Origin of the sequence: Caballeronia arationis, from assembly GCF_001544975.2 — a bacterium.
Classification (GTDB): domain Bacteria; phylum Pseudomonadota; class Gammaproteobacteria; order Burkholderiales; family Burkholderiaceae; genus Caballeronia; species Caballeronia arationis.
The window spans coordinates 1-23,733 of the sequence record NZ_FCOG02000092.1; the positions used below are offsets into that span (position 1 = coordinate 1).

At 64.0% G+C, this 23,733-nt stretch carries 19 protein-coding genes and 1 pseudogene; 5 read left to right on the plus strand and 15 right to left on the minus strand.

Features of this window, described 5'->3' with window-relative positions:
• Window positions 1-150: 150 nt before the first annotated feature.
• The 5 genes from AWB81_RS31165 to AWB81_RS31185 form a co-directional block, all read right to left on the minus strand.
• Entirely contained in the window at window positions 151-960 is an 810-nt protein-coding gene (locus tag AWB81_RS31165) for an SDR family oxidoreductase (protein WP_062640827.1), read from the minus strand.
• Window positions 961-1,063: 103 nt separating this feature from the next.
• Complete coding sequence (locus tag AWB81_RS31170) at window positions 1,064-2,365, minus strand: RNA polymerase sigma factor (RefSeq protein WP_235025992.1); 1,302 nt, start codon at window positions 2,363-2,365, stop codon at window positions 1,064-1,066.
• A 2-nt stretch (window positions 2,366-2,367) separates the two neighbouring features.
• Window positions 2,368-2,766 (minus strand): VOC family protein, encoded by a 399-nt coding sequence (locus AWB81_RS31175; RefSeq protein WP_062640830.1) that lies wholly within the window; start codon window positions 2,764-2,766, stop codon window positions 2,368-2,370.
• Between the two features lie 28 nt (window positions 2,767-2,794).
• On the minus strand, window positions 2,795-3,322 hold the full coding sequence (locus AWB81_RS31180; protein ID WP_062640833.1) for an SRPBCC family protein: 528 nt from the start codon (window positions 3,320-3,322) through the stop codon (window positions 2,795-2,797).
• Between the two features lie 123 nt (window positions 3,323-3,445).
• Window positions 3,446-3,799, minus strand: coding sequence for a YciI family protein (locus AWB81_RS31185; RefSeq protein ID WP_062640835.1), 354 nt, complete (start codon window positions 3,797-3,799; stop codon window positions 3,446-3,448).
• 467 nt (window positions 3,800-4,266) lie between these two features.
• Here AWB81_RS31185 and AWB81_RS31190 point away from each other — a divergent pair, with 467 nt between their 5' ends.
• Together AWB81_RS31190 and AWB81_RS31195 are read left to right on the plus strand one after the other, a co-directional pair.
• Window positions 4,267-6,201 (plus strand): hypothetical protein, encoded by a 1,935-nt coding sequence (locus AWB81_RS31190; RefSeq protein WP_062640838.1) that lies wholly within the window; start codon window positions 4,267-4,269, stop codon window positions 6,199-6,201.
• A 369-nt stretch (window positions 6,202-6,570) separates the two neighbouring features.
• Window positions 6,571-6,933, plus strand: coding sequence for a DUF2917 domain-containing protein (locus tag AWB81_RS31195; protein WP_062640840.1), 363 nt, complete (start codon window positions 6,571-6,573; stop codon window positions 6,931-6,933).
• A gap of 1 nt (window position 6,934) precedes the next feature.
• Here the strand turns inward: AWB81_RS31195 and AWB81_RS31200 are convergent, their stop codons facing one another.
• From AWB81_RS31200 to AWB81_RS31210, 3 genes are all read right to left on the minus strand, one after another.
• Window positions 6,935-8,578: a tannase/feruloyl esterase family alpha/beta hydrolase gene (locus AWB81_RS31200; RefSeq protein ID WP_062640842.1), complete on the minus strand. Its 1,644-nt coding sequence runs from the start codon at window positions 8,576-8,578 to the stop codon at window positions 6,935-6,937.
• 342 nt (window positions 8,579-8,920) lie between these two features.
• Complete coding sequence (locus tag AWB81_RS31205) at window positions 8,921-10,195, minus strand: acyl-CoA dehydrogenase family protein (protein ID WP_062640844.1); 1,275 nt, start codon at window positions 10,193-10,195, stop codon at window positions 8,921-8,923.
• Window positions 10,196-10,296: 101 nt separating this feature from the next.
• The gene (locus AWB81_RS31210) at window positions 10,297-11,157 is read right to left on the minus strand and encodes a LysR family transcriptional regulator (RefSeq protein ID WP_062640866.1); all 861 of its coding nucleotides are present in this window, start codon (window positions 11,155-11,157) and stop codon (window positions 10,297-10,299) included.
• Window positions 11,158-11,286: 129 nt separating this feature from the next.
• On the opposite strand from AWB81_RS31210, the gene AWB81_RS31215 reads away from it, so the two are divergent.
• Entirely contained in the window at window positions 11,287-12,672 is a 1,386-nt protein-coding gene (locus AWB81_RS31215; RefSeq protein ID WP_062640846.1) for a DHA2 family efflux MFS transporter permease subunit, read from the plus strand.
• An 84-nt stretch (window positions 12,673-12,756) separates the two neighbouring features.
• Window positions 12,757-13,752, plus strand: a complete 996-nt coding sequence (locus AWB81_RS31220; RefSeq protein WP_062640848.1) for an aldo/keto reductase — start codon at window positions 12,757-12,759, stop codon at window positions 13,750-13,752.
• Between the two features lie 38 nt (window positions 13,753-13,790).
• On the opposite strand, the gene AWB81_RS31225 is transcribed toward AWB81_RS31220, so the two are convergent.
• Window positions 13,791-14,450, minus strand: coding sequence for an NAD-dependent epimerase/dehydratase family protein (locus tag AWB81_RS31225; protein ID WP_062640850.1), 660 nt, complete (start codon window positions 14,448-14,450; stop codon window positions 13,791-13,793).
• Window positions 14,447-15,355 (minus strand): EamA family transporter RarD, encoded by a 909-nt coding sequence (gene rarD, locus AWB81_RS31230; RefSeq protein ID WP_062640853.1) that lies wholly within the window; start codon window positions 15,353-15,355, stop codon window positions 14,447-14,449. Before rarD ends, AWB81_RS31225 begins: the two co-directional genes overlap by 4 nt.
• A 306-nt stretch (window positions 15,356-15,661) precedes the next feature.
• Here rarD and AWB81_RS31235 point away from each other — a divergent pair, with 306 nt between their 5' ends.
• Window positions 15,662-16,723, plus strand: a complete 1,062-nt coding sequence (locus AWB81_RS31235; RefSeq protein WP_062640854.1) for an AI-2E family transporter — start codon at window positions 15,662-15,664, stop codon at window positions 16,721-16,723.
• A 64-nt stretch (window positions 16,724-16,787) separates the two neighbouring features.
• Here the strand turns inward: AWB81_RS31235 and AWB81_RS31240 are convergent, their stop codons facing one another.
• The 5 genes and pseudogenes from AWB81_RS31240 to AWB81_RS31260 form a co-directional block, all read right to left on the minus strand.
• Window positions 16,788-18,464: a SpoVR family protein gene (locus AWB81_RS31240; protein WP_062640857.1), complete on the minus strand. Its 1,677-nt coding sequence runs from the start codon at window positions 18,462-18,464 to the stop codon at window positions 16,788-16,790.
• A complete protein-coding gene (locus AWB81_RS31245) occupies window positions 18,461-19,726 on the minus strand; it encodes a YeaH/YhbH family protein (protein ID WP_062640858.1) in 1,266 nt (421 codons plus the stop codon). Before AWB81_RS31245 ends, AWB81_RS31240 begins: the two co-directional genes overlap by 4 nt.
• 193 nt (window positions 19,727-19,919) lie before the next feature.
• Window positions 19,920-21,842, minus strand: a complete 1,923-nt coding sequence (locus AWB81_RS31250; protein ID WP_062640860.1) for a PrkA family serine protein kinase — start codon at window positions 21,840-21,842, stop codon at window positions 19,920-19,922.
• A gap of 618 nt (window positions 21,843-22,460) precedes the next feature.
• A complete protein-coding gene (locus AWB81_RS31255; protein WP_062640863.1) occupies window positions 22,461-23,222 on the minus strand; it encodes a 2-keto-4-pentenoate hydratase in 762 nt (253 codons plus the stop codon).
• A 208-nt stretch (window positions 23,223-23,430) separates the two neighbouring features.
• A pseudogene (locus AWB81_RS31260) lies at window positions 23,431-23,733 on the minus strand (methyl-accepting chemotaxis protein); the annotation flags it as partial.

A 23,733-nucleotide genomic window follows, 5' to 3' on the forward strand; every position in this document is an offset into this window, starting at 1 on the left:
CCACCAGCGTGCGCCTCAGGAGCAAAACCGGACATTTCTAATGAGCCCAAACCGGACATTACTAAAAAGCCCTGACATCATAAACTTCGCTAATTTATGTTATGTCAACTTAACCATCGAAGCGGGAACGCTCCCGCCTGAGTCAGCGAATCAAATCGCATCCCCCGGATGTGGCGCATCGTCATACGCTCCCCAAACCGACTGGTCGAAATTCACCATCGATCCTGTCATCAACCCCGACTCGGCGCTCGCCAGGAACGCGATCGCCCGCGCAGCCTCCAGAGGCTCGATCAATCGCCCGAACGGCTGCGACTCGGCCGCCCGCAGCAGCCAGTCGTCCGCAGCCCCGTGATGCTCGCGCTGAATCCGGTCTTCGCCATCCGACGCCATCCATCCCAGATTCAGTCCGTTGACCCGAATCCGGTTGCGCAGTAGCGCGTACGCCGTGTTCTGCGTCAGCGTCGCCAGCGCGCCCTTCGACGCGCAGTACGCCGCGATGAACGGCTGTCCCGCCATCGCAGACATCGAGCAGACATTGACGATCGCGCCTTCGATGCGCTCGCGCCGCATCACGCGAATCGTCTCCTGCATCAGGAAGAACGGCGCACGCACGTTGGTCGCGAACATGCGGTCGAAGAGCGCTGGATCGGTATCGAGGATCGTGCCGCGGGCGGTCATCGCGGCCGCGTTGACCAGCACGTCGATGCGCCCGAATTGCGCGTCGGCTGCCGCGATCACCGCCCGGCAATCGTCGACCAGCGACAGATCCGCCTGCACGAAGCGCACCTCGGTGCCGCCGGGCGTGCTCAGTTCGCGCGCCTTCGCTTCGCCTTTTTCCTTCGATCGTCCGCAAATGACCACGCCTTTCGCCCCGCGCTCGACGAGCAACCCGGCAACCGCGGCGCCGAGTCCCTGCGTTCCGCCGGTCACGACGGCTACCTTCGCATCGAACTGTCCCATGAGTCATCTCCCGATACGCCTCATGGACATGGTACGTCAGTATGGAATTAAAATTCCATATTTAAAGGAAACGCAATAGTTATTGCAATTCGTCCCGCAGGCTTCAATCCATTTCCTGTGCCCGACCGAGCAGAAAGTCGTGCTCCCGGGCATTGCGCGTCATGGCGGCAGCGCGTTCGAATTCGGCGCGCGCCTCGTCGCGGCGACCGAGTTTCGCGAGCAGATCGGCGCGAACGCTCGGCAGCCAGTGATAGCTCGCGAGCGTCGGCTGCGCCGCGAGCGAATCGACGATGTCGAGCGCCGCCTGCGGCCCGAACGCCATGCCGATCGCGACCGCGCGGTTCAACTCGACCACGGGCGAAGGCGCCACTTGCACGAGCGCGTCGTAGAGCGCGACGATCATCGGCCAGTCGGTGGCTTCGGCGCTCGGCGCGCGCGCGTGGCACGCGGCGAGCGCGGCCTGCAGCGCGTAGACGCCGCGCGCCCCGCCAAGCGCTTCGGAGCGCTTCAGCGCCGCGAGGCCGCGCCGGATCAGGAGCGGGTCCCAGCGGCTGCGGTCCTGGTCGGGCAGGAGAACCGGCCGCCCTTCCCCGTCGACGCGCGAGCGCATCCGCGACGCCTGGATCTCCATCAGCGCAACGAGCCCATGCACTTCGCTCTCGTCTGGCGCAAGTCCGGCGAGGATGCGCCCGAGCCGCAGCGCGTCTTCACAGAGCGCGGGACGCAGCAGGTCGTCGCCGGCGGTGGCCGAATAACCTTCGTTGAAAATCAGGTAGATCACCTCCAGCACTGACGACAGCCGCGCCGCGCGCGCATCGGCCTTCGGCACCTCGAACGGCACGCGGGCCGCCGAAAGCGTGCGCTTCGCGCGCACGATGCGCTGCGCGATCGTCGGCTCGGCGACGAGAAACGCCCGCGCGATCTCGTCAGTGGTGAGTCCGCCGATCAGGCGCAGCGTGAGCGCCACGCGCGCGTCGAGCGAGAGCACCGGATGGCAGGCGGTGAAGACGAGCCGCAACAGGTCGTCGCCGATGTCGTCTTCGCGCGCGGCATCGAGCGCATCGACAAAATCGGGCACGACGTGCATTTCGAGCGCATCGAGCGCGCGGCCGAGTTCCTCGTGCTTGCGGGCGTGCAGTGCCTCCTGTCGCAGGCGGTCGAACGCGCGGTTCTTCGCTGTCGTCATGAGCCACGCTCCCGGATTGTCGGGCACGCCCGTTTCGCTCCAGCGCTCGAGTGCGGCGACGAGCGCGTCCTGCGCGAACTCCTCGGCGAGCGCCACGTCGCGCACAATCCGCGCAACGCCCGCGATCACCTTCGCCGATTCGATCCGCCAGACTGCTTCGATCGCGCGATGCGTCGCGCTCGCGCCAGCCGTTTGGTCCGCCACCGTTTGCTTCGCCACGTTCAGGCGGCTTCCGGGGCCATGTGCACCAGTTCCCAGATGTGGCCGTCGAGATCCTCGAAGCCGTGTCCATACATGAAGCCGTGATCCAGCGGCGGCCGCGGCGCGCGCCCGCCCGCCGCGACCGCCTTCGCGACGAGTTCGTCCACCTCGGTCCGGCTCTCGCACGACAGGCACACGAGCACCTCGGTGCTCTGCTCGGCATCGACGATCGCCTTCGACGTGAAGCCCTGGAAGAAGTCCTCGACGAGCAGCATCGCAAAAATGTTGTCGCCAATGACGAGGCACGCTCCCTGGTCGTTGGTGAACTGCGGATCGAAGCTGAGGCCGAGCGCCTTGAAGAAGGTCATCGAACGCTTGAGGTCCTTGACGGGCAGGTTCACGAAAATCTGCTTGTGCATGGCGATCAGTCTCCAGTGGGTGAGCGTTTCAGTGCGCTTCGGCGAGCGTTTTGAGGTTGTTCAGGCCGTCTTCGAAATCCTTCCCGACCATGCGGTCCATGATAGAGAACACCTGCATCAGCTTCGTGACGAACGGTGCCGGACCATGCATCGACCACGTGACGCGCGTCGCTCCGCCTTCGGGCTTCATTGTGAATTCGACCATGTTGTGAGCTTCGAACGGCTTGTAGAAATCGAGTTTCATCGTGACCTGCGAGGGCACGGCCGTATCGACGATTTCCATGCGGCCCGCGCCGATCTTGTCGCCCTCCCAGGAATACGACGCGCCGGGGCCGCCCGTCGTCGTGCCGTAGCGGCCCTTCGCCGTCGGGTCCTTCTTTTCGTACGGGTTCCAGGTGTTGAAGCGCCGCAAATCGTCGATCAAGCCGAAGATGCGCTCGGGCGGTGCATCGATGCGCGCCGAGCGTTCGACGCGAAACGTGTCGGCACGCGTACCCGCATAAAGCAGCAACGCGGCGACGGCCGCGACGGCGACAATGAAAACGGTCTTGAACATGCAGGGCTCCCGTTATGAATCCGGGCCGCGGCGGACGCGCGCGGCCTCATGTACTCACAACGTTCGGGGCCGGTCCGAATCGACACGCCGAATCAAAATTACCGCCCCGGCGCGAAGTCCGGTTCAGGTGAAGCACGGTCCGACCTTGCGGACCTCCACGGTGCACCACTCGGCGGCCGGGCATTCGGCGGCAATCGCTACCGCTTCGTCGCGCGTATCGACATCGAGCAGGAAAAATCCGCCGATCATCTCTTTTGCTTCCGCGAACGGTCCGTCGACGAGTCTCGACTCGCCGCCGCGCTTCTGCAGGCGCACGCCATCCTTGTCCGACGCGAGCGACTCGGCGGCCCGCAGGACGCCGCGCGCCTGCAGTTTTCCGGCGAATTCGAGCATGCGTCCGTAGACGGCGCGGCCCTCTTCTTCGGTGCGCTGGCTGCGTTGTTCGCGCGGTTCGACGATCAAAAGCGTGTAGGCCACAAACAACCTCCAGAAAAAATTTGCTGGGTCCCAAGTTACCCCGCCCTGCGCGTGCAGGCAATACTACCGGGCCTGTACGCTTTAATCAGATGGTTATATTATTCGTCATACGTTACGAGTGGTTACGGCCTTTTACGCACTGTTACGGATGTTTATTAGTACTATTCCGCCCAAGCCGGATGTTTTTTACCGCATCGTCCGGCTGTCATCGGTCAGAAATACGTCTTCCGGAAAATCCCCGGGGCGACGCTGAACCGGACCCAAGCCGTCCCACGGGCGGCACCGCCATCGTTCGCGCACTGGCTTCCAGGCTGAGTTCCGAGCCCGACCGCCGCGCCAACGGTCCTTGCCATGCCGGCAGACGACGTTCTTCCCGAACGCGATCCGCGCCTGCACTGAATCCCGACGCTGTGCGTCGCCGGCCGCTACGTCTGTCGCGGGCCGGTTCACGTTCGTTTCGAACACCGATGAAAAATAACCCTCTCATTCTTTCTTCGCTCGCCATCGCTTTGGCGGGTGCACTCGCCGGATGCGGCGGCGGTTCCGACAGCGCGAATCTCGCCTCTACCGCGAACGCACAGAATAGTGCCGGCGCGAGCGATGCCGCCAACCTGAAGGCGACCGCGAACGCCGCCGCGACTCCGACGATCTCGTGCGTGTCGCCGTCGGCGGCACCGGCCCAGTCGGGTGGCGCGAAAATCACCGCCGACAGCGCGAGCGCCGACGCCACGCGGCTCTATTCCGCCGGCAGCGCGTTCAAGGTCGCGTACACGACGCGTCCGGGCGCGGCCGACACGTTCAAATGGGCGATCTACAACACGTACAGCAAGGTCGTGGCGAGCGGCAGCTTCGCCGTGCCCGCCGCTGCGACGACGACCACCCTCACCTGCACGTCGACGCTAGCTGGCTTCTTCGCGCTGACGGGCACGCTGCAGAAAGCGGGCGGCCAGGTCGAGACCTCGGGCACGCGCCCGAACGGCTTCGCGAGCTTCGGCGTCCTGCCGAACCTCGCCGGCACGCTGCCGGCCGTGACCTACGCGAATCAGGACCAGCATCGCTTCGGCATGCAGGGCTTCAACGGCAACGGCGCGATGCTCGCCGCGCTCGGCATCTCCTGGAACATCGACGACCGCCAGATGGCCGTGATGGAGCCGAACGGCCGCAACACGTTCACCTCGGCGATGAACAGCCTCGATCCGACCTTCACGTCGGGCAAGGTGATGCGCCTCGTGCGCCTCGACGGCATTCCGGGCTGGGCGAGCGGCCACGGCTTGTCGCCGGACTACGGCTACGCGCCCGCCGACCTGAGCTACTACGCGAACTACATGGGCCGCGTCGGCGCCGAGACCGAAGCGATCCGCGCGCGCTATTTCCCGCAGCAGTCGGCGAACTACTACCAGGTCACCTGGGAGCCGTACACGCTGTGGAAGGACACCGACGCGAACTTCGTCGCGCTCTACAAGGCCGCGTATCAGGGCCTGCATTCGAAGGACCCGAAGGCTGTCGTGATGGGTCCGGCCGAGCCGTTCCCGTCGCTCACGACCGAGCGCCTGAAGGCACTCGCGCCGCTCGGCTTCGCGAACTACATCGACGGCGTCGCGACGCACGGCTACTACGACGCGGGCACGTCGCCGTCGCATCCGCCGGAGCGTCATCACACCGACGCGAATGCCGCCGATGCCGCCAACTCGCTGCCGAACGAGATCCGTGCGCTGCGCGCGGAAATGAACGCGCAATACAAGCCGGGCATGAAGCTCTTCGTGACCGAGACGGGCATCAGCTATGACCTCGGTTCGAGCTACGGCCCGAACTACCCGAGCTCGAACATCCTCTTCGCGCAGAGCGCGGTCGTGGCGCGTACGCACCTGATCCTGCTTGGCGAAGGCGCGGACCAGACCTACGTGTTCTTCGGTCCGGACTTCCCGGGCGAAGTCGGCTACGGCACGTTCTTCGACCTCGACAATGCGCAGGCCGCGTTCGGCACGCAGAACATGAGCCCGAAGCCCGCCGCGATGACGGTCGCCGCGATGACCCGCATCCTCGACGGCACGACGACGCTCGGGCCCGTCAACGGCACGCCGTCGGGTGTGTACGCCTACTCGTTCCAGCAACTGGGCGGCGGCAAGGTGATCACCGCGCTCTGGACGCACAACAACGCGGTGTGGGACGCGAGCGTCGGCTTCAGCGCGACGTATAGCAAGGCGTACCAACTGAGCGTCGACGCGCCGGGCACGAGCGGCACGGTCCAGCTGATCGACGCGATGGGCAACGTCTCGAACGCGACGTACACGAACGGCGCGGTCACGCTGACGCTCACCGAGATGCCGCAATACGTGGTGTCGGGCAACGCCAGCATCGCGAAGAACAATTCGACCAAGCCGGCCGGCTACGTCGGAAGCTGAGCGCGCTTCAGGCTGAACGCAACACGACTGTTTCAGGAAAAGGCCCGGGTCATCCCGGGCTTTTTTTCGTCTGCTGTCTCACAAAGCGCGGCGACCGAGCATGGGCGAGCCGCACGCTTTTTCGCGTCATCTCGTTATTGACAGCGAAACATGTGCGCCCGCATACTCTTTCGTATGCACGCAAGCCGCCTTCTCCCCATCGTCCCGATTAATTACCCAATGATCGCCACTGGCGGGTCATCGGGAGAACGCGTGCGCTAGCAAGACTCAAGCAAACACATTCGATTTCCGAAGGCCCCGCCGAAAGACGGGGCCTTTTGTTTTGCGCGTGCGACTCCGTCTTCTTCGGCTCACTAGTGGAGAAGAGTGATGGACGAAGTTCTCAAGCAGGTCACCCGCGCAAGGCGTGGTTCGAAGGCGCGGGTCGTCGAGTATTTCGAGGTGCAGCCGCGCCAGACGCTGTCATGGCGGCTCGCGCGCGACGCCGAACTGCGCGTCGACGAAGCCGCGCTCTGGCTCACGCGCGAAGGCGATCCCTACGACTACTGGCTCTTGCCGGGCGATGTCGCGCTTCTCACGCGCGGCGAGCGGGTGTGGGTGTCGTCGGACGGCGAGCGGCCGCTCGAAGCGTCGCTGACGACTTACCGAAGCACCGGCCTGACGCAGGCCGGCCGCTGGCTCGCGCGGATCTGGCCGCGCATCGCGCGCAGCAGCAACGCCAGTGCGTTCTGACTCAGGGACGCACGTCGGCATACACGCAGCGGAAGTTCGCCGCGTTGTCGATGCTGCCCCGGCCGATGTAGCGCGGATACGCAGGATAACGACACATCGGCCGGGAGCGTCCGTTGGTCGTGGGCGCGATGTCGGTGCCGACGAGCGTTTCGGGCGCGATGCCGTCCGTGACCCAGCGGTCGAGCGCGCCGAGTTCGTCCCACGCCGGGATGAACACGCCGTTGCCGTGCTGGAAACCCGGCACCATGTAAAGGCGCATGAACGCATCGACGCCGTCCTGCGTGAAGCGGTCGACGAGCAGGCGATAGAACGCGATCGTCTGGTTCGGGCTGATCACTTCGTCGGCGAGACCGTGCATCGCGATCAGCTTGCCGCCGCGCGCGATGAACCCGGTGAGATCCGTGTTCATCGCGCCGACGGTCGCCGAAAGCGCCATCAGCCGCTGCCGGTAACGCCCCGGATTCGCGATGTCGAAGCCGATGCTGTTATACGTCAGGTCGCGCGTGACGAAGTGCTTGATGTACGCGTCGCCCTGCGCGAAGAGATAGCCGTTGACGGCGAAGCCCGGCGGGTTCACGAGCACCGGCGAATCGCCGAGGCCGAGCACGCCCGAGAAGTCGACGCCCTGATAGACGTTGTAGCCCGGATAGGTATCGACGCCGAACGCGAGCAGGTACGGCAGGTTCAGCCCGTCGCGCAGCGTGTTGAGCGTGGCGAGTTGCGCATCGGACAGGCAGCTGTCGCGCAGCGACGGCCGCTGGCCGTTCGCGCAACGCAGGTCCGCGATGATCTTCGGCTCCAGCTTGCGGCACGCTTCCACGTTGCTGACGATGCCGTCCGCGGCGTTGTCGAGCTTGTCGCATTCCTGCTGGACGGTCTCGATCACCCGCCGCTGTTGCGCGAGTCCGACGAAGCCACCAGGCTTTCCGTACGACGCCTGCCCGACCTTCACGCCCATCAGGCGCACGCCCGAAAAGTTGATGGCGGGCGCGTTGGCGATCACGCCGTCGTAGTCGTTCGGATAGCGCTCGGCGACGGTGAAGCCCTCGCGCCCGCCCGTCGAGCCGCCCGCGAAGTAGGTTTTGTCCGGGTTGCGTCCGTAGCCGAGCTGGATCAGCGCGAGCGCGACGTCGTGGGTTTTCTTCAGATGACCGAAGCCGAAGTTGAGGATCGCTTCGTCGTTGGCGGCGAAATCCGCGCGGCCCGAATTGCCGACGTGGCCCGAGTCGGAGCCGAAGGTCGCGTAGCCCTTTGCGAGCGGGGTCGAGTCGGGCGCGAACGGCATTGGCTCGGTGCCGCTCACGAGGACGCCGCTGTAGCCGCCGCCGCCCATCTGCAGCGCGCGGCCGTTCCAACGGCTCGGCAGGTTCACTTCGAAGCGGATGTCGGGCGTATTGTCCTGCACGGCCTTGATGCTGCCGACGATCCGGCAGTATTCGCCGTTGCGGTTACCCGGCGCGGCGGCCTTCACGACCGACGCGGACCAGATGGTCGCGCCGCGCGTCGGCAGGCCGATCACTGAAGCCGGAACTTCCTTGCCTTCCAGATCCGCGCAATGCTTGGCGAGATAGGAAGCGGCGTGCGCGCCGGTGCTTGCCGCGAGCGCGAGCACGGCGGCACTTGCGACGCGACATGGCAAACGCATGCACCGGCGCGCGAGGGACCCGACGCGCGAATTCACTGTCGGGCGTGCAACTCGGGCGTGAGGCGCGGGACTTCGGCGTTCTTCTTATTGACGGCGTTCATGGGGCAAAGCGTAAGGGCGGGGTAAGCCAGAAGCCCGTTGCGCGGGTTTGAATGCCGCTCAATATAAAGAAGTGATTCAGTAGGTGCAATCGGGAAAGAAACAGGAACGATCGGGAATGCGAGGGTTTCGGACGAGGAGTTTCGGAGAATGGTTTGAGACGCGCGGCGAGTCCGTCAGTCGCTTGCCCGGAAAGACAAACGCCGGGTCGAGACCCGGCGCCGTTTTGCTGCACAGCGTTCCCTATCGTCCGCTTTCCGCGAGCGCGATGCGCTCGCCGGCGTCATCGCGGAGGTTCGCCGTTTCGTCCTTCGCATGCGCGAGGCTGAAGCGCTCGTTGGGCGCGGTGCCGTTGAGATGGAAATCGCCGACTGCCGCCTCGCGCTGGATCGCCGGATTGTGCGAAGCGATCACGCGAGCGTTGCGCCAGTGCCGGTCGAGGCGCCGCGCTTCGCTCGTCGCGCTCGCGCCTCCGACCTCGAACAAGAGCGTGGACGCTTCCAGCACCTGCTCGATCACGATCTGCTGCGCCTTGTAGACCTGGATATCGAGCGCGATGTAATCGTCGGCGGTGGCGCGGCCTTCGGCGCGCGCACGATGTACGTTCTCCAAGGCCGCCGACACCGCGTCGACCACGCTTTCCGCCGCGAACGCCAGGCTCGCGAGCCGCCCGACCACCCGATGCACAAGCGGATTGTCGCGCGGGCTGGAGCGCCCGGGCACGCCGAAAGTCCGCGTGCGTCCCTGCACGAACGCGACGCCATCGCGCAGCACCGCCCTCGCGATGCCCGCGAGCGTCGCGAGGTGCACGGTCTGATAGTACGCCGTCACGATCGTGTTGCGACGCGGCTCGGAGGCCTTGAAGCGATGCAGGATCTGGCCGCCCTCGACGCGCACGTTGTCAAAGCGCGTCGTGCCGCTTGCCGTCAGGCGCTGGCCGAACCCGTCCCAGTCATCGAGACGCGCGACGCCCGGCGCATCGCCGCGCACGAGCAGATGCACGTCGTCGCGGCCGTCGTGTGCCGTCACGTTGATCCAGTCGGCGTACAGTGCGCCGGTGCTGTAGTACTTCTCGCCGTTCAGGAGCCACTGGCCGCTCGCGCCGTCGGGCGTGATGGTGACCGTGTTGTGCGTCGAGCCGGTGCGCTCCGAAATCGCCGCGCCGACCGTTTCGCCCGCCGCGATGCGCGACAACCAGCGCTCGCGCGCGGCTTCGTCGTCGCTTTCGAGGCGCATTTCTATGAAGCCGAAATTCAGGCGCAGGATCTGCGGCAGATTCGAATCCGCTTCGCCGAGCCGCGTCAGCAGGCGGAAAAACTGCGGCAGCGTCGCGCCGCCTCCGCCGTATTCGCGCGGCACGCGCAGCGCCGTGAAACCTGACGCCTTGAGCCACTGCACCGCGTCGCGCGCCAGTTCGCGTTTTTGCTCGCGCTCGACCGCGCCCGCCGCGATGCGCTCGAACACGCCGGAAAAGCGTTCGAGCAATTGCGCGTCGCTCGCGGCTGGAATCGTCGTCATGAGGCTTTCTCCACATCGGTTTTCGTTGCGAGAAAGCATAAATTCGACGCTGCGCTGCGCAAACGACGCAATTCTGCTAACGATATGACGAGCCGACGTTCTTATTCGCCGTCCCACTCGCCGCGCAGGTCGCTGTCCTGCAACAGTTGAAGCAGCGTTTCAGCCGGGCGGCTCAGATGCTTCGCCCCGAGTGCGATGAATTCGACTTCGGGCAGTTCGGGCAACGCCGCGCGATTGACCGGCGGCGCGAGCCCGCGCCCCGCCAGAAAATGCGAGCGCACGGTGAGGCCGAGACCGCCGCGCGCCGCCGCGATGCAGCCCGCGTGGCTGCTGCTCGTGCAGACCATCTGCCAGCGGGCGCCGGCCATCGCGAGCGCATCGAGCACGACGGCGCGCGTCACGCTCGGCTCCGCGACGAGAATGAGCGGCAGCGGCGAATCCAGATCCACCTCGGTGCCGGGCTTCGCGAGCCATTCGAGCCGCCCGCTGAAAAGCCGCGTGCCGCGCGCATCGCCGAGGCGCCGCTTGCCGACCGCCAGATCGATCGCGCCGGCATCGAGCAATTGATACAACTGCCCCGTCATCCCGATCGTGATTTCCAGTTCGACGTCGGGATGGGTGCTGCGAAACGCCGCGAGCACGCTCGGCAGCGGCCCGAGCGCAAGATCGTCAGACGATCCGAGGCGCACGCGCCCGCGCAGGCGCGGCGAGCGAAACTGCGACTCTGCGTGCGACATCGCTTCGAGGATCACGCGCGCGTGCACGAGCATCGCTTCGCCGTCCGCGGTGAGCGCGAGCGAATGGGTGTCACGCGTCATCAACCGCCGACCGACGCTCTCTTCCAGACGCCGGATGTGTTCGCTGACGCTCGACTGCGTGAGGCCGAGCTGGCGGCCGGCGTCGGTGAAGCTGTGCGACGCGGCCACCGTCGCGAAGGTGTTCAGCCAGACTGGATTGAGCATGACTGGATTGTGATCGGAATCGGCGATGACAGTCAATGCGGCTAGAGGGGTTCCCGATAGCGCGCGCCTTCACTAATATGTCACGAAGGCTTTCCGAGGCGCTGCCCACGTCTTTCCCCGCACCCATCCATGACCAGACAGTCTTCCCACACGGCCCTTCTCTGGATCGTCGCCGTCGGTTTTTTCATGCAGGCGCTCGATACCACGATCGTCAACACCGCCCTGCCCTCCATCGCTCACAGTCTCAACGCCCAGCCGCTCGCGATGCAGTCGATCGTCGTCGCCTACACGCTGACGATGGCGCTCCTCACGCCCGCTTCCGGCTGGCTCGCCGACCGGTTCGGCACACGCCGGGTGTATTTCGTCGCGATCCTGCTGTTCGTCTTGGGCTCGCTCTGCTGCGCGGGTGCACATTCGCTGAATCAACTGGTCGTCGCGCGTGTGCTGCAGGGCATCGGCGGCTCGATGCTGCTGCCGATCGGACGGCTCGCCGTGCTGCGCAGCGTGACGGGCGAAGCGTACGTATCGGCGCTCGCCGTGATTTCGATTGCCGGACAGGTCGGCCCGATCCTCGGCCCGACGCTCGGCGGCTGGTTCGTCGAATCGATTTCCTGGCACTGGATCTTCCTCATCAACGTGCCGATCGGCGCGCTCGGACTCGTGGCGGTGCATCGCTATCTGCCGAATGACGCCATCGCCGATTCGCCGCCGTTCGACTTCATCGGCTGCGGTCTGCTTTCGCTTTGCATGGTCGCGTTTTCGATTGCGCTCGATAGCCCCGTCGACGAGCATCGCGTTGCGGTCGCGGCCGGTCTCTTCATGATCTCGGCGCTCGCCGCGCTCGCCTATATTCCGCACGCGCGGCGGCGCAGGAATCCGCTATTTCAGCTCACGCTTTTTCGCGAGCCGAATTTCAGCGTCGGGCTGATCGGCAACCTCGTCTGCCGGATCGGATCGAGCGCCGTGCCGTTCCTGCTGCCGCTCCTGATGCAGCTCGAACTCGGCTACAGCCCGCTGCATTCCGGCCTCATGATGCTGCCCGCCGCGTTCGCCGGCACCGTCGCGAAAGGCTGGATCGCGCCGCTCGTCAAGCGCTACGGCTACGACGCGTTCCTGCTCGTGAACACGATACTGGTGGGCGCGTCGATTGTCGGCTTTGCGGCGTTTTCGCCGGGCACGCCGCTCGTTCTGGAGATTGCGATTCTCGCCGTGTTCGGTGCCTGCAACTCGATGCAGTTCGCCGCCATGAACAGCGTCACGCTCAAGGGCCTCTCGATCCGCGACGCAGGCAGCGGCAACAGCCTTTTCTCGATGGTGCAGATGCTGGCGATCGGCCTTGGCGTGTCGATCGGCGGCGGCCTCGTGCAGGTGTTCGACGGCCGGTTCGGCTCGGCGGTGCTGGGGTTCCGGCTGAGCTTCGTCTGCGTGGGGCTCATCACGCTCGCGTCGGCGCTGGTGTTCCGTCGGCTCGACGCGGCGCCGCAGCCGGCGCAGAGCGCGGCGGCGGTCCGGTAACGCTGGCGCTTCAGCAGGCTCCGGGCGTCGAGGCTAAGCTATCGGACTCGGCTTATCATCCCTGACCCAACCTCGGAGTTCACCGTGCAATATCGCAAATTCGGCAGCACCGGCCTTTCTGTTTCGCGTCTGTGTCTCGGTACGATGACGTTCGGCTTGCAGACGGAAGAAGACGTTTCGCGCAGCATCATGGACAAGGCCGCCGACGCCGGCGTCAATTTCATCGATACCGCCGACGTCTACCCGCTCGGCGGCACCGAGACGGTCGTGGGACGCACGGAGGAAATCGTCGGCCGCTGGCTGAAGGGCAAGCGCGAGCACTACATTCTCGCGACCAAAGCGGTCGGCAAGATGGGACCGTCGCCGTGGGATCAGGGCGCGTCGAGAAAGCACCTGCTCGACGCCATCGATGCGTCGCTCAAGCGCCTGAACACCGACTACGTCGATCTTTACCAGTTGCATTCCGACGATCGCGAAACGCCGCTCGACGAAACCCTCGAAGCGCTCGACACCATCGTGCGGCACGGCAAGGCGCGTTATATCGGCGTGTCGAATTTCCTGGCGTACCGGCTCGCGCTTGCCCTGGGGCGCTCGGATACGCTGCGGCTCGCGCGTTTCGTGTCGGTGCAGCCGCGCTACAACCTGCTGTTTCGCCAGATCGAGCGCGAACTGCTGCCGCTCGCCGCCGAACAGAACCTAGCCGTGATCCCATACAACCCGCTCGCGGGCGGGCTCCTCACCGGCAAGCATCGCCACGACGCGGCGCCGAGCGAAGGCCGCTTCACCGCCACCGTCGGCAAAGCAGGCGAAATGTATTCGCAACGCTACTGGCATGAGCGCGAATTCCAGACGATCGAAAAACTGAAGGGCATCGCCGGGGAGACCGGCGAGTCGCTCGCCAAGACGTCGCTCGCGTGGGTGCTGGCGAATCCTGCGGTGACGTCGGCGATCATCGGCGCGAGCCGGCCGGAGCAGCTCACCGATACGCTCGCCGCGATCGATCTCGCGCTCGACCCCGCGCTGAAAGCGAAACTCGACGAGGCAACGGTCGAATATCGTTTCGGCGATGCGACGCGCTGAAGCGTTCCCCGAGCAGTGCGCCGCGCGTCAGTCCTGAATCAGTAGCGCGCGATGTCGCGGCTTTCGAGAATCGGCGACGGCGCGCCGCGCTTGGCCACCGCGAGCATCGCGCGACCGACCTGCTCGGTCGTGACGATCGCGTTCGGAAACAGCCGTTGCAGCAGCGGCAGCACCGGACGCGTCATCGAGTAGATCGACTGATACAGCGCGGTCTTCGAACGCACCCCGTGCATCGGCACGATCGCGCCCGGGCGGAACATGTACGCCGCCTTGAACGGCAGCCGCAGCAGGTCGTTTTCCGTGCGTCCCTTCACGCGCGCCCACATGCTGCGGCCTTTTTCGGTGCTGTCGGTGCCCGCGCCCGTCACGTAGACAAAGGTCATCTGAGGATCGAGACGCGCGAGCGTTCGCGCGGCGGCCATCGTCAGGTCGTAGGTAAGGCGTGTGTAGTCCGCCTCGCTCATCCTGAACGACGAGACGCCGAGGCAGAAAAAGCACGCGTCGAAGCCGCCGAGTTCGTTTTCGATCGAGGTGTAATCGAACATGTCGCGATGCACGATCTCGCGCAGTTTCGCGTGTTCGACGCCCGTCGCCGAGCGCCCGAGCGTCACGATTCGATCGACATCCGGATCGCGCAGGCATTCGCGCAGGACGCCTTGCCCGACCATGCCGGTCGCGCCGAACAGCAGCACTTTCATCGATCTCTCCTCGCGGCGGCCGGCACGCGCAGCGGCGCGGCCATGCGGGCGTTCCAGATCCCTTCCAGCGAATAGACGGCGAGCGCCGCCCAGATCGCGCCGTAGCCGAGCAGCCGGTCATGGCCGAACGGCTCGCCGTATAGCAGCACGCCGATCAGCAATTGCAGCGACGGCGTCACGTACTGGATCAGCCCGAGCATCGAAAGCGGGATGCGCCGCGCGCCGGCCGCGAAGAGCAGGAGCGGAATCGCCGTGATCGGGCCTGCCGCGGCGAGCAGCAGCTTCACGCCCCATGACGCGTGGCCGAACCCGCTCGTGCCGTGCATGCTGATGAACGTGAGATAGAGCGCCGCGACCGGGCACAGCAGCATGGTTTCGAGCGTCAGGCCTTCCAGCGCGCCGAGATGGGCGGTCTTGCGCAGCAGCCCGTAGCCGCCGAAGGTCAGCGCGAGCGCCAGGCTGATCCACGGCGGCGCACCATTCACCCACGTGAGCCAGACGACGCCTGCCCCAGCGATCCCAACCGCGACCCACTGCAGCGGCCGCATTCGTTCGTGCAGGAATGCCATCCCGAACAGCACATTGATGAGCGGATTGATGAAGTAGCCGAGACTCGCCTCGACGATGCGGCCCTCGTTGACCGCCCAGATATAGATGCCCCAGTTCGTCGACAGCAGCACGGCGCTCGCCGCGAAGCGCGCGAGCTGGCGACGGTCGCGCATGACCGGGCCGAGCCAGCGCCACTGATGCCGCACGGTCAGCACGACGAGCAGGAAGACCATCGACCACGCCATCCGGTGCGCGAGCATTTCCACTGCGCCGATCGAATGCAGCGCCTTGAAATAGATCGGAAACAGCCCCCAGACGGCGAAAGCCGCGAAAGCGTAGGCAACTCCTGGATTCATTTCTTCTGTTCGGTGGGAAATCGGTTCTGGACGAGCGGGAACGAATGAAACACGGACTCGTCGCGCGGAGTGTCGGATTTTAGTCGACTGCGGACCGGTTTCCGTAAGTCTCCCTGATTGCGTCGAGCTGCTCGCGCGAACCGTACGTGCGTTTCAGGCTCGAAGAAGAGCGCGAAGCCGCACACCCGACGCCGTAAATAACGCGTGCTAGCATTGGCCGGCCCGCTTATTGCGGCACCGCAGCACGCACGCGGATGCCCGAACGCACGCACTACCAAGCCGCTCCGCCCGACTTTTCGAATACACATGAATCAGAATCCGGTCCATCAGCACTTCTTCCATATCCTGCTTCTGGTCGTGACGGTCGCCCTCGGATGGATCCTGCTGCCTTTCTTCGGCGCGGTATTCTGGGGCACGATACTCGCGATCCTGTTCCAGCCGCTACAGCGCTGGCTCACTATCCGCTTCGGCAAACGGCGCAATCTCGCGGCCCTGACGACGCTCGTGCTCATCATCCTGATCGTGATCCTGCCGCTTACGGTGGTCGCCGGCACGCTCGTGCAGGAAATCAGCCTCGCGTACACGCGCATCAAGACGGATCAGCCGAATTTCACGGCCTATTTCCGGGATGCGTTCCATGCGCTGCCGCTGTCGGTGCAGCATCTGCTCGGGCGCTTCGGTCTCGACGACATTCCCGGCATCCAGCGCCGCCTGACCGAGGGCGCCGCACAGATCAGCCAGTTCGTGGCGACACAGGCACTGAGTATCGGCCAGAACACGTTCCAGTTCGTCATCAGCTTCGGCGTGATGCTCTATCTCGTGTTCTTCCTGCTGCGCGACGGCGGCGAGATCGGCCGGCGCATCCGCCGCGCACTGCCGCTCGACGAGACGCACAAGCAGCATCTGATCGCGAAGTTCACGACGGTCGTGCGCGCTACCGTGAAGGGCAACATCGCGGTGGCGGCGGTTCAGGGCCTGCTCGGCGGGCTCATTTTCTGGATTCTGGGTATCCAGGGCGCGCTTGTGTGGGGCGTCCTGATGGCGTTCCTGTCGCTCTTGCCCGCGGTCGGCGCGGCGCTGGTGTGGGTGCCGGCCGCTGCGTACTTCTTCATGACGGGCGATATCTGGCGCGGCGTGATCCTGGTGGTGTTCTGCGTGGTGGTGATCGGGCTCGTCGATAACGTGCTGCGGCCGATCCTCGTCGGCAAGGACACGCGCATGCCCGACTGGGTCGTGCTGATCTCGACGCTGGGCGGGATGGCGCTCTTCGGCATCAACGGTTTCGTGATCGGACCGCTGATCGCCGCGCTGTTCATGGCGAGCTGGGATCTGTTTTCGCAGAGCGAGGAAAACGGACGACAGGGGTGAGGCGGCTGCAGACGACAAAAAGCCCGTGCAGGCGACCTGCACGGGCTTTTCTCAAACCTGACGCCTACCGTCCGTCGTGCGTCGGCACGTACTTGCACTCGAAGCGCTTTCTCACCGTCCCGTTCTCGTCGACGCTTTCCAGATACACGTCGAATTGCCACAGCCGCGCCATGTGCTTCAGCACTTCGTCGCTGTCGTTCGAGAGGTGGCGGTTGTCGGTCATGAAGTGACGCAGCGTGAGGCTGCGGTCGCCGCGTGTGTTCACCGAATACACCTGGATGTTCGGCTCGCGGTGATGCATGTCGTATTGCCGCGACAGCGCCTGCCGCACGTAGCGATAGCCGCTTTCATCGTGAATCGCCGACACTTCGAGCGCTTCGCGCATGTCGTCGTCGAGAATCGAGAAGAGGCGCATCTCGCGGATCAGATGCGGCGACAGATACTGCGCGATGAAGCTCTCGTCCTTGAAATTGCGCATCGCGTAGTGCAGCGACTCCAGCCAGTCGCTGCCGGCCAGTTCGGGGAACCACTCGCGGTCTTCGTCGGTGGGGTTTTCGCAGATGCGGCGAATGTCGCTCATCATCGAAAAGCCGAGCGCGTACGGATTGATGCCGCTGTAATACGGCTTCGTCACGGGCGGCTGATAGACGACGTTGCTGTGCGAATGGAGGAACTCCATCATGAAGCCGTCTTCGAGCCGGCCTTCGTTATAGAGCGTGTTGAGCAGCGTGTAATGCCAGAACGTCGCCCAGCCTTCGTTCATGACCTGCGTCTGGCGCTGCGGATAAAAGTACTGTCCAACCTTGCGCACGATGCGGATGACTTCGCGCTCCCAAGGCTCCAGAAGCGGCGCATTCTTCTCCGCGAAATACAGCAGGTTCTCCTGCGGCTCGGGCGGATAGCGGCTTTCGGTTTCCTCGGCGGTGTGTTCCTTCTTGTTCGGCAGCGTGCGCCAGAGTTCGTTGACCTGCGACTGCAGATACGCCTCGCGCTCACGGCGCATCGCCGCTTCCTTCGCGAGGGACAGCTTCTGCGGCCGCTTGTAGCGGTCCACGCCGTAATTCATCAGCGCATGGCACGAATCGAGCAGTTCCTCGACGCGGTCCAGCCCGAATCGCTCCTCGCATTCGGCGATGTAATTCTTCGCATAGACGAGGTAATCGATGATGGCGTGGGCGTCCGTCCACAGCCGGAACAGGTAGTTGCCCTTGAAGAACGAATTGTGCCCGTAGGCGGCATGCGCGATCACGAGCGCCTGCATCGTCATCGTGTTCTCTTCCATGAGATACGCGATGCAGGGGTTCGAATTAATGACGATTTCGTACGCGAGGCCCATCTGCCCGCGCCGATAGCTCTTTTCGGTCGATAGAAAGTGTTTCCCGAACGACCAGTGCCGGTAGTTCACCGGCATGCCGACCGACGCGTACGCATCCATCATCTGCTCGGCGCTGATCAGTTCAAGCTGGATCGGATACACATCCAGCTTGTACCGCTCGGCGACGCGCGCGATTTCGGTGTCGTATTCCTCGATCAATTCGAAGGTCCAGTCGGACGGGCACGGCAACGGCCTCTTTTCCGCAACATTCATGCTGCCTTCCTTCCGCCCCGCGTGGGGCGCGCTCCGTTGCTCCGCTTCCAGCTTTGACAACGCCCCGTCTTCAGTACGCTCTTCGGGTCCGTGGTCACTGCTGCCGTCCAGGTGATAACCCCGTGCTTCGTTATGGAGATGCCTTGTCGTCATGCAGCCGCCTGTTGTTTCTCGAACAGTTCGCGGAAGACCGGATAGATGTCCGCCGCCGATTCGACCTTTTTCATCGCAAGCTCGGGCGCGCTCAGCGCCAGTTGTGCGTATTCCAGCCACAGGTTCTGCTCTTCGGGCGCTACTTGAATATAGGCAAAATACCGCACTTTCGGCAGGATGTCTTCCGACAGAAGCTTGCGGCACTTGGGCGAATCGTCGGTCCAGTTGTCGCCGTCCGAGGCCTGTGCGCCGTAAATGTTCCATTCAGTCGGCGAATAGCGCTCGTCCATGATCTTCTTCATCAACTCCAGCGCGCTTGATACGACCGTGCCGCCGCTTTCCGTCGAATGGAAGAACGTGTCTTCGTCGACTTCCTCGGCGCGCGTGTGGTGGCGGATGAATACCACCTCGATCTTCTCGTAGTTCCGGTTCAGGAACAGATACAGCAGGATGAAGAAGCGCTTGGACAAGTCCTTTCTCTGCTCGTCCATCGAACCCGACACGTCCATCAGACAGAACATCACCGCCTTGCTCGATGGCGTCGGCTGCTTCACGCGGTTCACGTAGCGCAAGTCGAACGGATCGATGAAAGGAATGCGCGTGATGCGGCCCTTCATGATGACGATATCGGCCTCGAGCCGCGCGATGTCTTCGGGATCGCCGTTCTCTTCCTTGAGCGTTTCCAGTTGGCGTTCCAACTCGTGCAACTGGCTCGACAACGGCGAGCCAAGCGCGATGCGTCGGCCGAGCGCGCTTCTGAGCGAGCGCACCACGTCGATGTTGTTCGGCGTGCCTTCGGCCGCCCAGCCCGCACGGACGTTCTTCCAGGTCGGCACGGCGAGCAACTGAGTTTTGACGAGCCGGGGCAGTTCGAGATCGTCGAAGAAATACTGCATGAATTCTTCGCGCGACAGTTCGAACACGAAGTCGTCCTGCCCTTCGCCCTCGTTGCTGGCGGTCTTTCCGCCGCCGCTGCCGCCGCCCTGCGGGCGCGGAATCTTGTCGCCGCGAATGTAGTCGGCGTTGCCCGGGTGGACGAGTTCACGCTTGCCGCCGGGGCCATGCCGGAACGACGGTTCGGCGATGTCCTTCTTCGGAATCGTGATGCTCTGGGTGTTTTGAATGTCCTTGATGCTGCGGTCGCGCACCGCGTCGGACACCGCGCGGCGAATGTAATTCTTCACGCGGCGCAGAAAGCGTTCGCGGTTGGCGATGCTCTTGTTCTTACCGGCTAACCTGCGGTCGATGATTTGGTGCAGCACGTCCAGTCTCCCGCGTTATCAAGCGAGGAAAGCGAGGCGCTGCGCGGACTTCCGCCCTGGCAATGGCCGTGGCGACTGCCCTCGGTCACGCCTCGCAAGGCGCCCGCGCCGGGCCGCTTCGAATCGAAGCAGATTGGCGCGGACCTGATACGTAGGGTTTCACGATCGTGTCATGCTGGTTTCGACACCTCGGTCACGACGACTTGCGCACGCGCAGATACCAGTCGCAAAGGAGGCGCACCTGCTTCGGCGTGTATCCCTTCGCGACCATCCGGTTGACGAAGTCCTCGTGCTTGCGCTGTTCTTCCGCCGACCCTTTGGCGTTGAACGAAATCACAGGCAAAAGTTCTTCCGTATTCGAGAACATTTTCTTCTCGATCACCACGCGCAACTTCTCGTAGCTGATCCACGCCGGATTCTTCCCGCCGTTCGCCGCCCGCGCGCGCAACACGAAATTCACGATCTCGTTGCGGAAGTCCTTCGGGTTGCTGATGCCCGCAGGCTTCTCGATCTTCTCCAGCTCGGCGTTCAGCGCCGCGCGGTCGAAGCTCTCGCCGGTATCGTGATCGCGGAACTCCTGGTCCTGAATCCAGAAGTCGGCGTACGTCACATAGCGATCGAAGATGTTTTGTCCATATTCCGAATACGACTCCAGATAAGCGGTCTGGATTTCCTTGCCGATGAATTCGGCATAGCGCGAAGCCAGTACGTCCTTGATGAACGACAGATACTTCTGTTCCGTTTCCGGCGGGAACTGCTCGCGTTCGATCTGCTGTTCGAGCACGTACATCAGGTGCACCGGATTGGCCGCGACCTCGGTCGAATCGAAGTTGAACACGCGCGACAGGATCTTGAACGCGAAGCGCGTCGAGACACCGGTCATGCCTTCGTCGACACCCGCGAAGTCGCGATACTCCTGATACGACTTCGCTTTCGGGTCCGTGTCCTTCAGGTTCTCGCCGTCGTAGACCTGCATCTTCGAGAACAGACTGGAGTTCTCCGGTTCGTGCAGGCGCGTGAGGACGGCCATCTGCGCCATCATCTTGAGCGTGCCGGGCGCGCATACCGCTTCGGCAAGCGACGAGTTGCGCAGCAGCTTCTCGTAAATCTTCACCTCTTCGCCGTAGCGCAGGCAGTACGGTACCTTCACGACGAAGATCCGGTCGAGCAGTGCCTCGTTGTTCTTGTTGTTGCGGAACGCCTTCCATTCCGACTCGTTCGAGTGGGCGAGGATCACGCCGTCGAACGGAATCGCGCCGAAGCCTTCCGTGCCCTTGAAGTTGCCTTCCTGGGTTGCGGTAAGCAGCGGGTGCAGCACCTTGATCGGCGCCTTGAACATTTCAACGAATTCGAGCAGGCCCTGGTTCGCGAGACACAGGCCACCGGAGTAGCTGTACGCGTCGGCGTCGTCCTGCGAGTAGGTTTCGAGCTTGCGGATATCGACCTTGCCGACCAGCGAGGAGATGTCCTGATTGTTCTCGTCTCCCGGCTCCGTCTTCGCGATGCCGATCTGGCGGAGGATCGACGGATAGCGGCGCACGACGCGGAACTTGCGGATGTCGCCGTTGTATTCGTGCAGGCGCTTGACCGCCCACGGGCTCAGGATGTTCTTGAGATACCGGCGGGGAATGCCGTACTGCTCTTCGAGCACCGGGCCGTCTTCGTCGTAGTCGAAGAGGCCGAGCGGCGATTCGTTCACGGGCGAGCCCTTGATCGAATAGAACGGCACGCGTTCCATGAGTTGCTTCAGCCGTTCCGCGATCGACGACTTGCCGCCGCCCACGGGGCCGAGCAGATACAGAATCTGCTTCTTCTCTTCAAGACCTTGCGCAGCATGCCGGAAATACGACACGACGTGTTCGATCACTTCCTCCATTCCGTAGAACTCGCGGAATGCCGGATACACCTTGATGACCTTGTTCGCAAACACACGCGATAAACGCGGATCGAGTCGTGTGTCGACCTGCTCGGGGTCACCGATGGCCGTCAACATGCGTTCGCCCGCTGTTGCATACGTGGCAGGATCTTCTTTGCAGAGCGCGAGGTACTCTTCGAGCGAGAATTCCTCCTCTCGTGTTTTTTCGAAGCGGGTCGCGAAACTGCTGTAGATATCCATGCTACCTCCTCGCCGAAGTCAGAAAACGTTGCCGTGCGCAAAGCGCGTAATCGAAACGACATCGCTTGAAATCATCCTAAACCCTTTCGAATTTTTTTTCACGCACTTGCGTGGTTGATTTGCTTCGAAGAATTCCTAGCTTGGTGGATTATTTTCGTTCACCTACAATCCTCAGTCCCGATGTCCCTATCGTGTTACCGCAAGCCTCCCCCGCCTGTTCGCTTCACCTCGCAACAACACAGTTATCCACAGCCACGGCTCGATTACTCGATAGCGTACCGAGCGCCAGTCGCGCTCCGGCAGCCGCTATCAGAGTGTGCTGCCATGTCCTGCGAGAGGCGGCCGGCACTGTGCGCATCGTTCATTCCCATACGTTTGCCCGCCGTTCTCCGATGCAGTCTCGCGTGTCGTTTTCCATTCTGTTGCATGAATCGGCGGCATCGATTGCCTTGTAATTTTCGCTTACCTTTATTCATTCGCGCCTGGCATTACATGCACGAATTGCGCGGCCAATCGATACCCTTCACATGCTTATGGATTTAACTGCGCCCGTCGTCGATATCGAGTGAGCATTGCCCAGTGGTGCGTAAGTCCAACACCCAATCCGGGCCCCGTCGTTCACACGAGCGTCAGTTCGATCTCGCCGACGCGGTCTATCGAACCACGCACCACTCCCGGCACCTCGACGCGGTAAGCGCCGGTATAAGTGCCCGTCGTAATGGTCCAGAACGGCTCGACCGCAAGCCCGCGCTGCGAGCAATGATTGGCAAACCAGACCAGCAGTTCGCGCGGATCGCCCGCCGGGTTGCCGACTCCCGCCGGCACGATCGAGACGCCGTCGAGCGTCAGGTCGAGGCGCGGCGCGAGAAAGTCGAAACCGGGCGCGATCACGTCGTAAGGTTCGATCCCGCCGACGACGAGCGCGCCGTTGTTCTGCGCATCGGCGAGCTGCGCGAGCGGCGCGAGATTCGGCCACTGCGCAAAGCGGCTGTCGACGATTTCCAGCGCCACCGCAATCCCGCCGAGCGCGCCGAGCACCTCTTCCCGTGCGTAGGGTTCGGCGCGCGGCGGCAGCGCGCGCTCGAAGCGAAACGCGATCTCCAGTTCGAGCAGCACGCGAAAGAACGACGCGATTTCGAGCCGCCCGGGCGACGCGTAGATGAGCGACTCGTCGATAGGAGCGCCCGCGGGCGGCGCCGACGGTGTACGCGCGCCTATCTTCCACGCGCCGATGCGCGCTCCCTTGAGCCGCAGCACTTCATGCTGGATCGCGTAGGCGGCGCCGGTATCCTCGGGGATGTCGCGGGCGGCGATCTCGTCGATCAGCGCGTGCTGCTCGCGGGCGTGCAGGAGTTGCGCGGCCAGTCTCGATTCGGTCATGTCGGAGGTCCTCGTTGAAAGTTGGCGTTCGATGCCCCCAGTGTACGAGCTACCGGTGTCGTTCTGCGGACTCGTCGCCACTTCCCGGCCCGCACGAGACGCCGTTACAAAGACAAACGCGCGCCGCGAAAGGATTCGCGGCGCGCGTCGTCGAGTGTCATGGCCGGTCAGGGACCGGCCGGGAGGCCGGGGAACCGGATTGCGAGGCTTAGAAGGTCTCCCAGTCGCCTGCGGCAGTCGCCACCGCCGCAGCCGGGCTGGCGGCCCGCGGCGCGGCCGCGGCCGGCACGCGCCTCGGCGAAGCAGAGGCCGGAGCCGCCGACACCCTCGCCGCCTGCGGACGCTTCGGTGCCGCACGCGTCGGGACGGGCTGCTGGCCCGCGTTCCCGGCGCCTTCGGCCAGCTGGAACACGGCGACCGCCTGCCGCAGCCGTCCCGCCTGATCTTCCAGCGACTGCGCCGCCGCGGCCGCTTCCTCGACGAGCGCCGCGTTCTGCTGCGTCACTTCGTC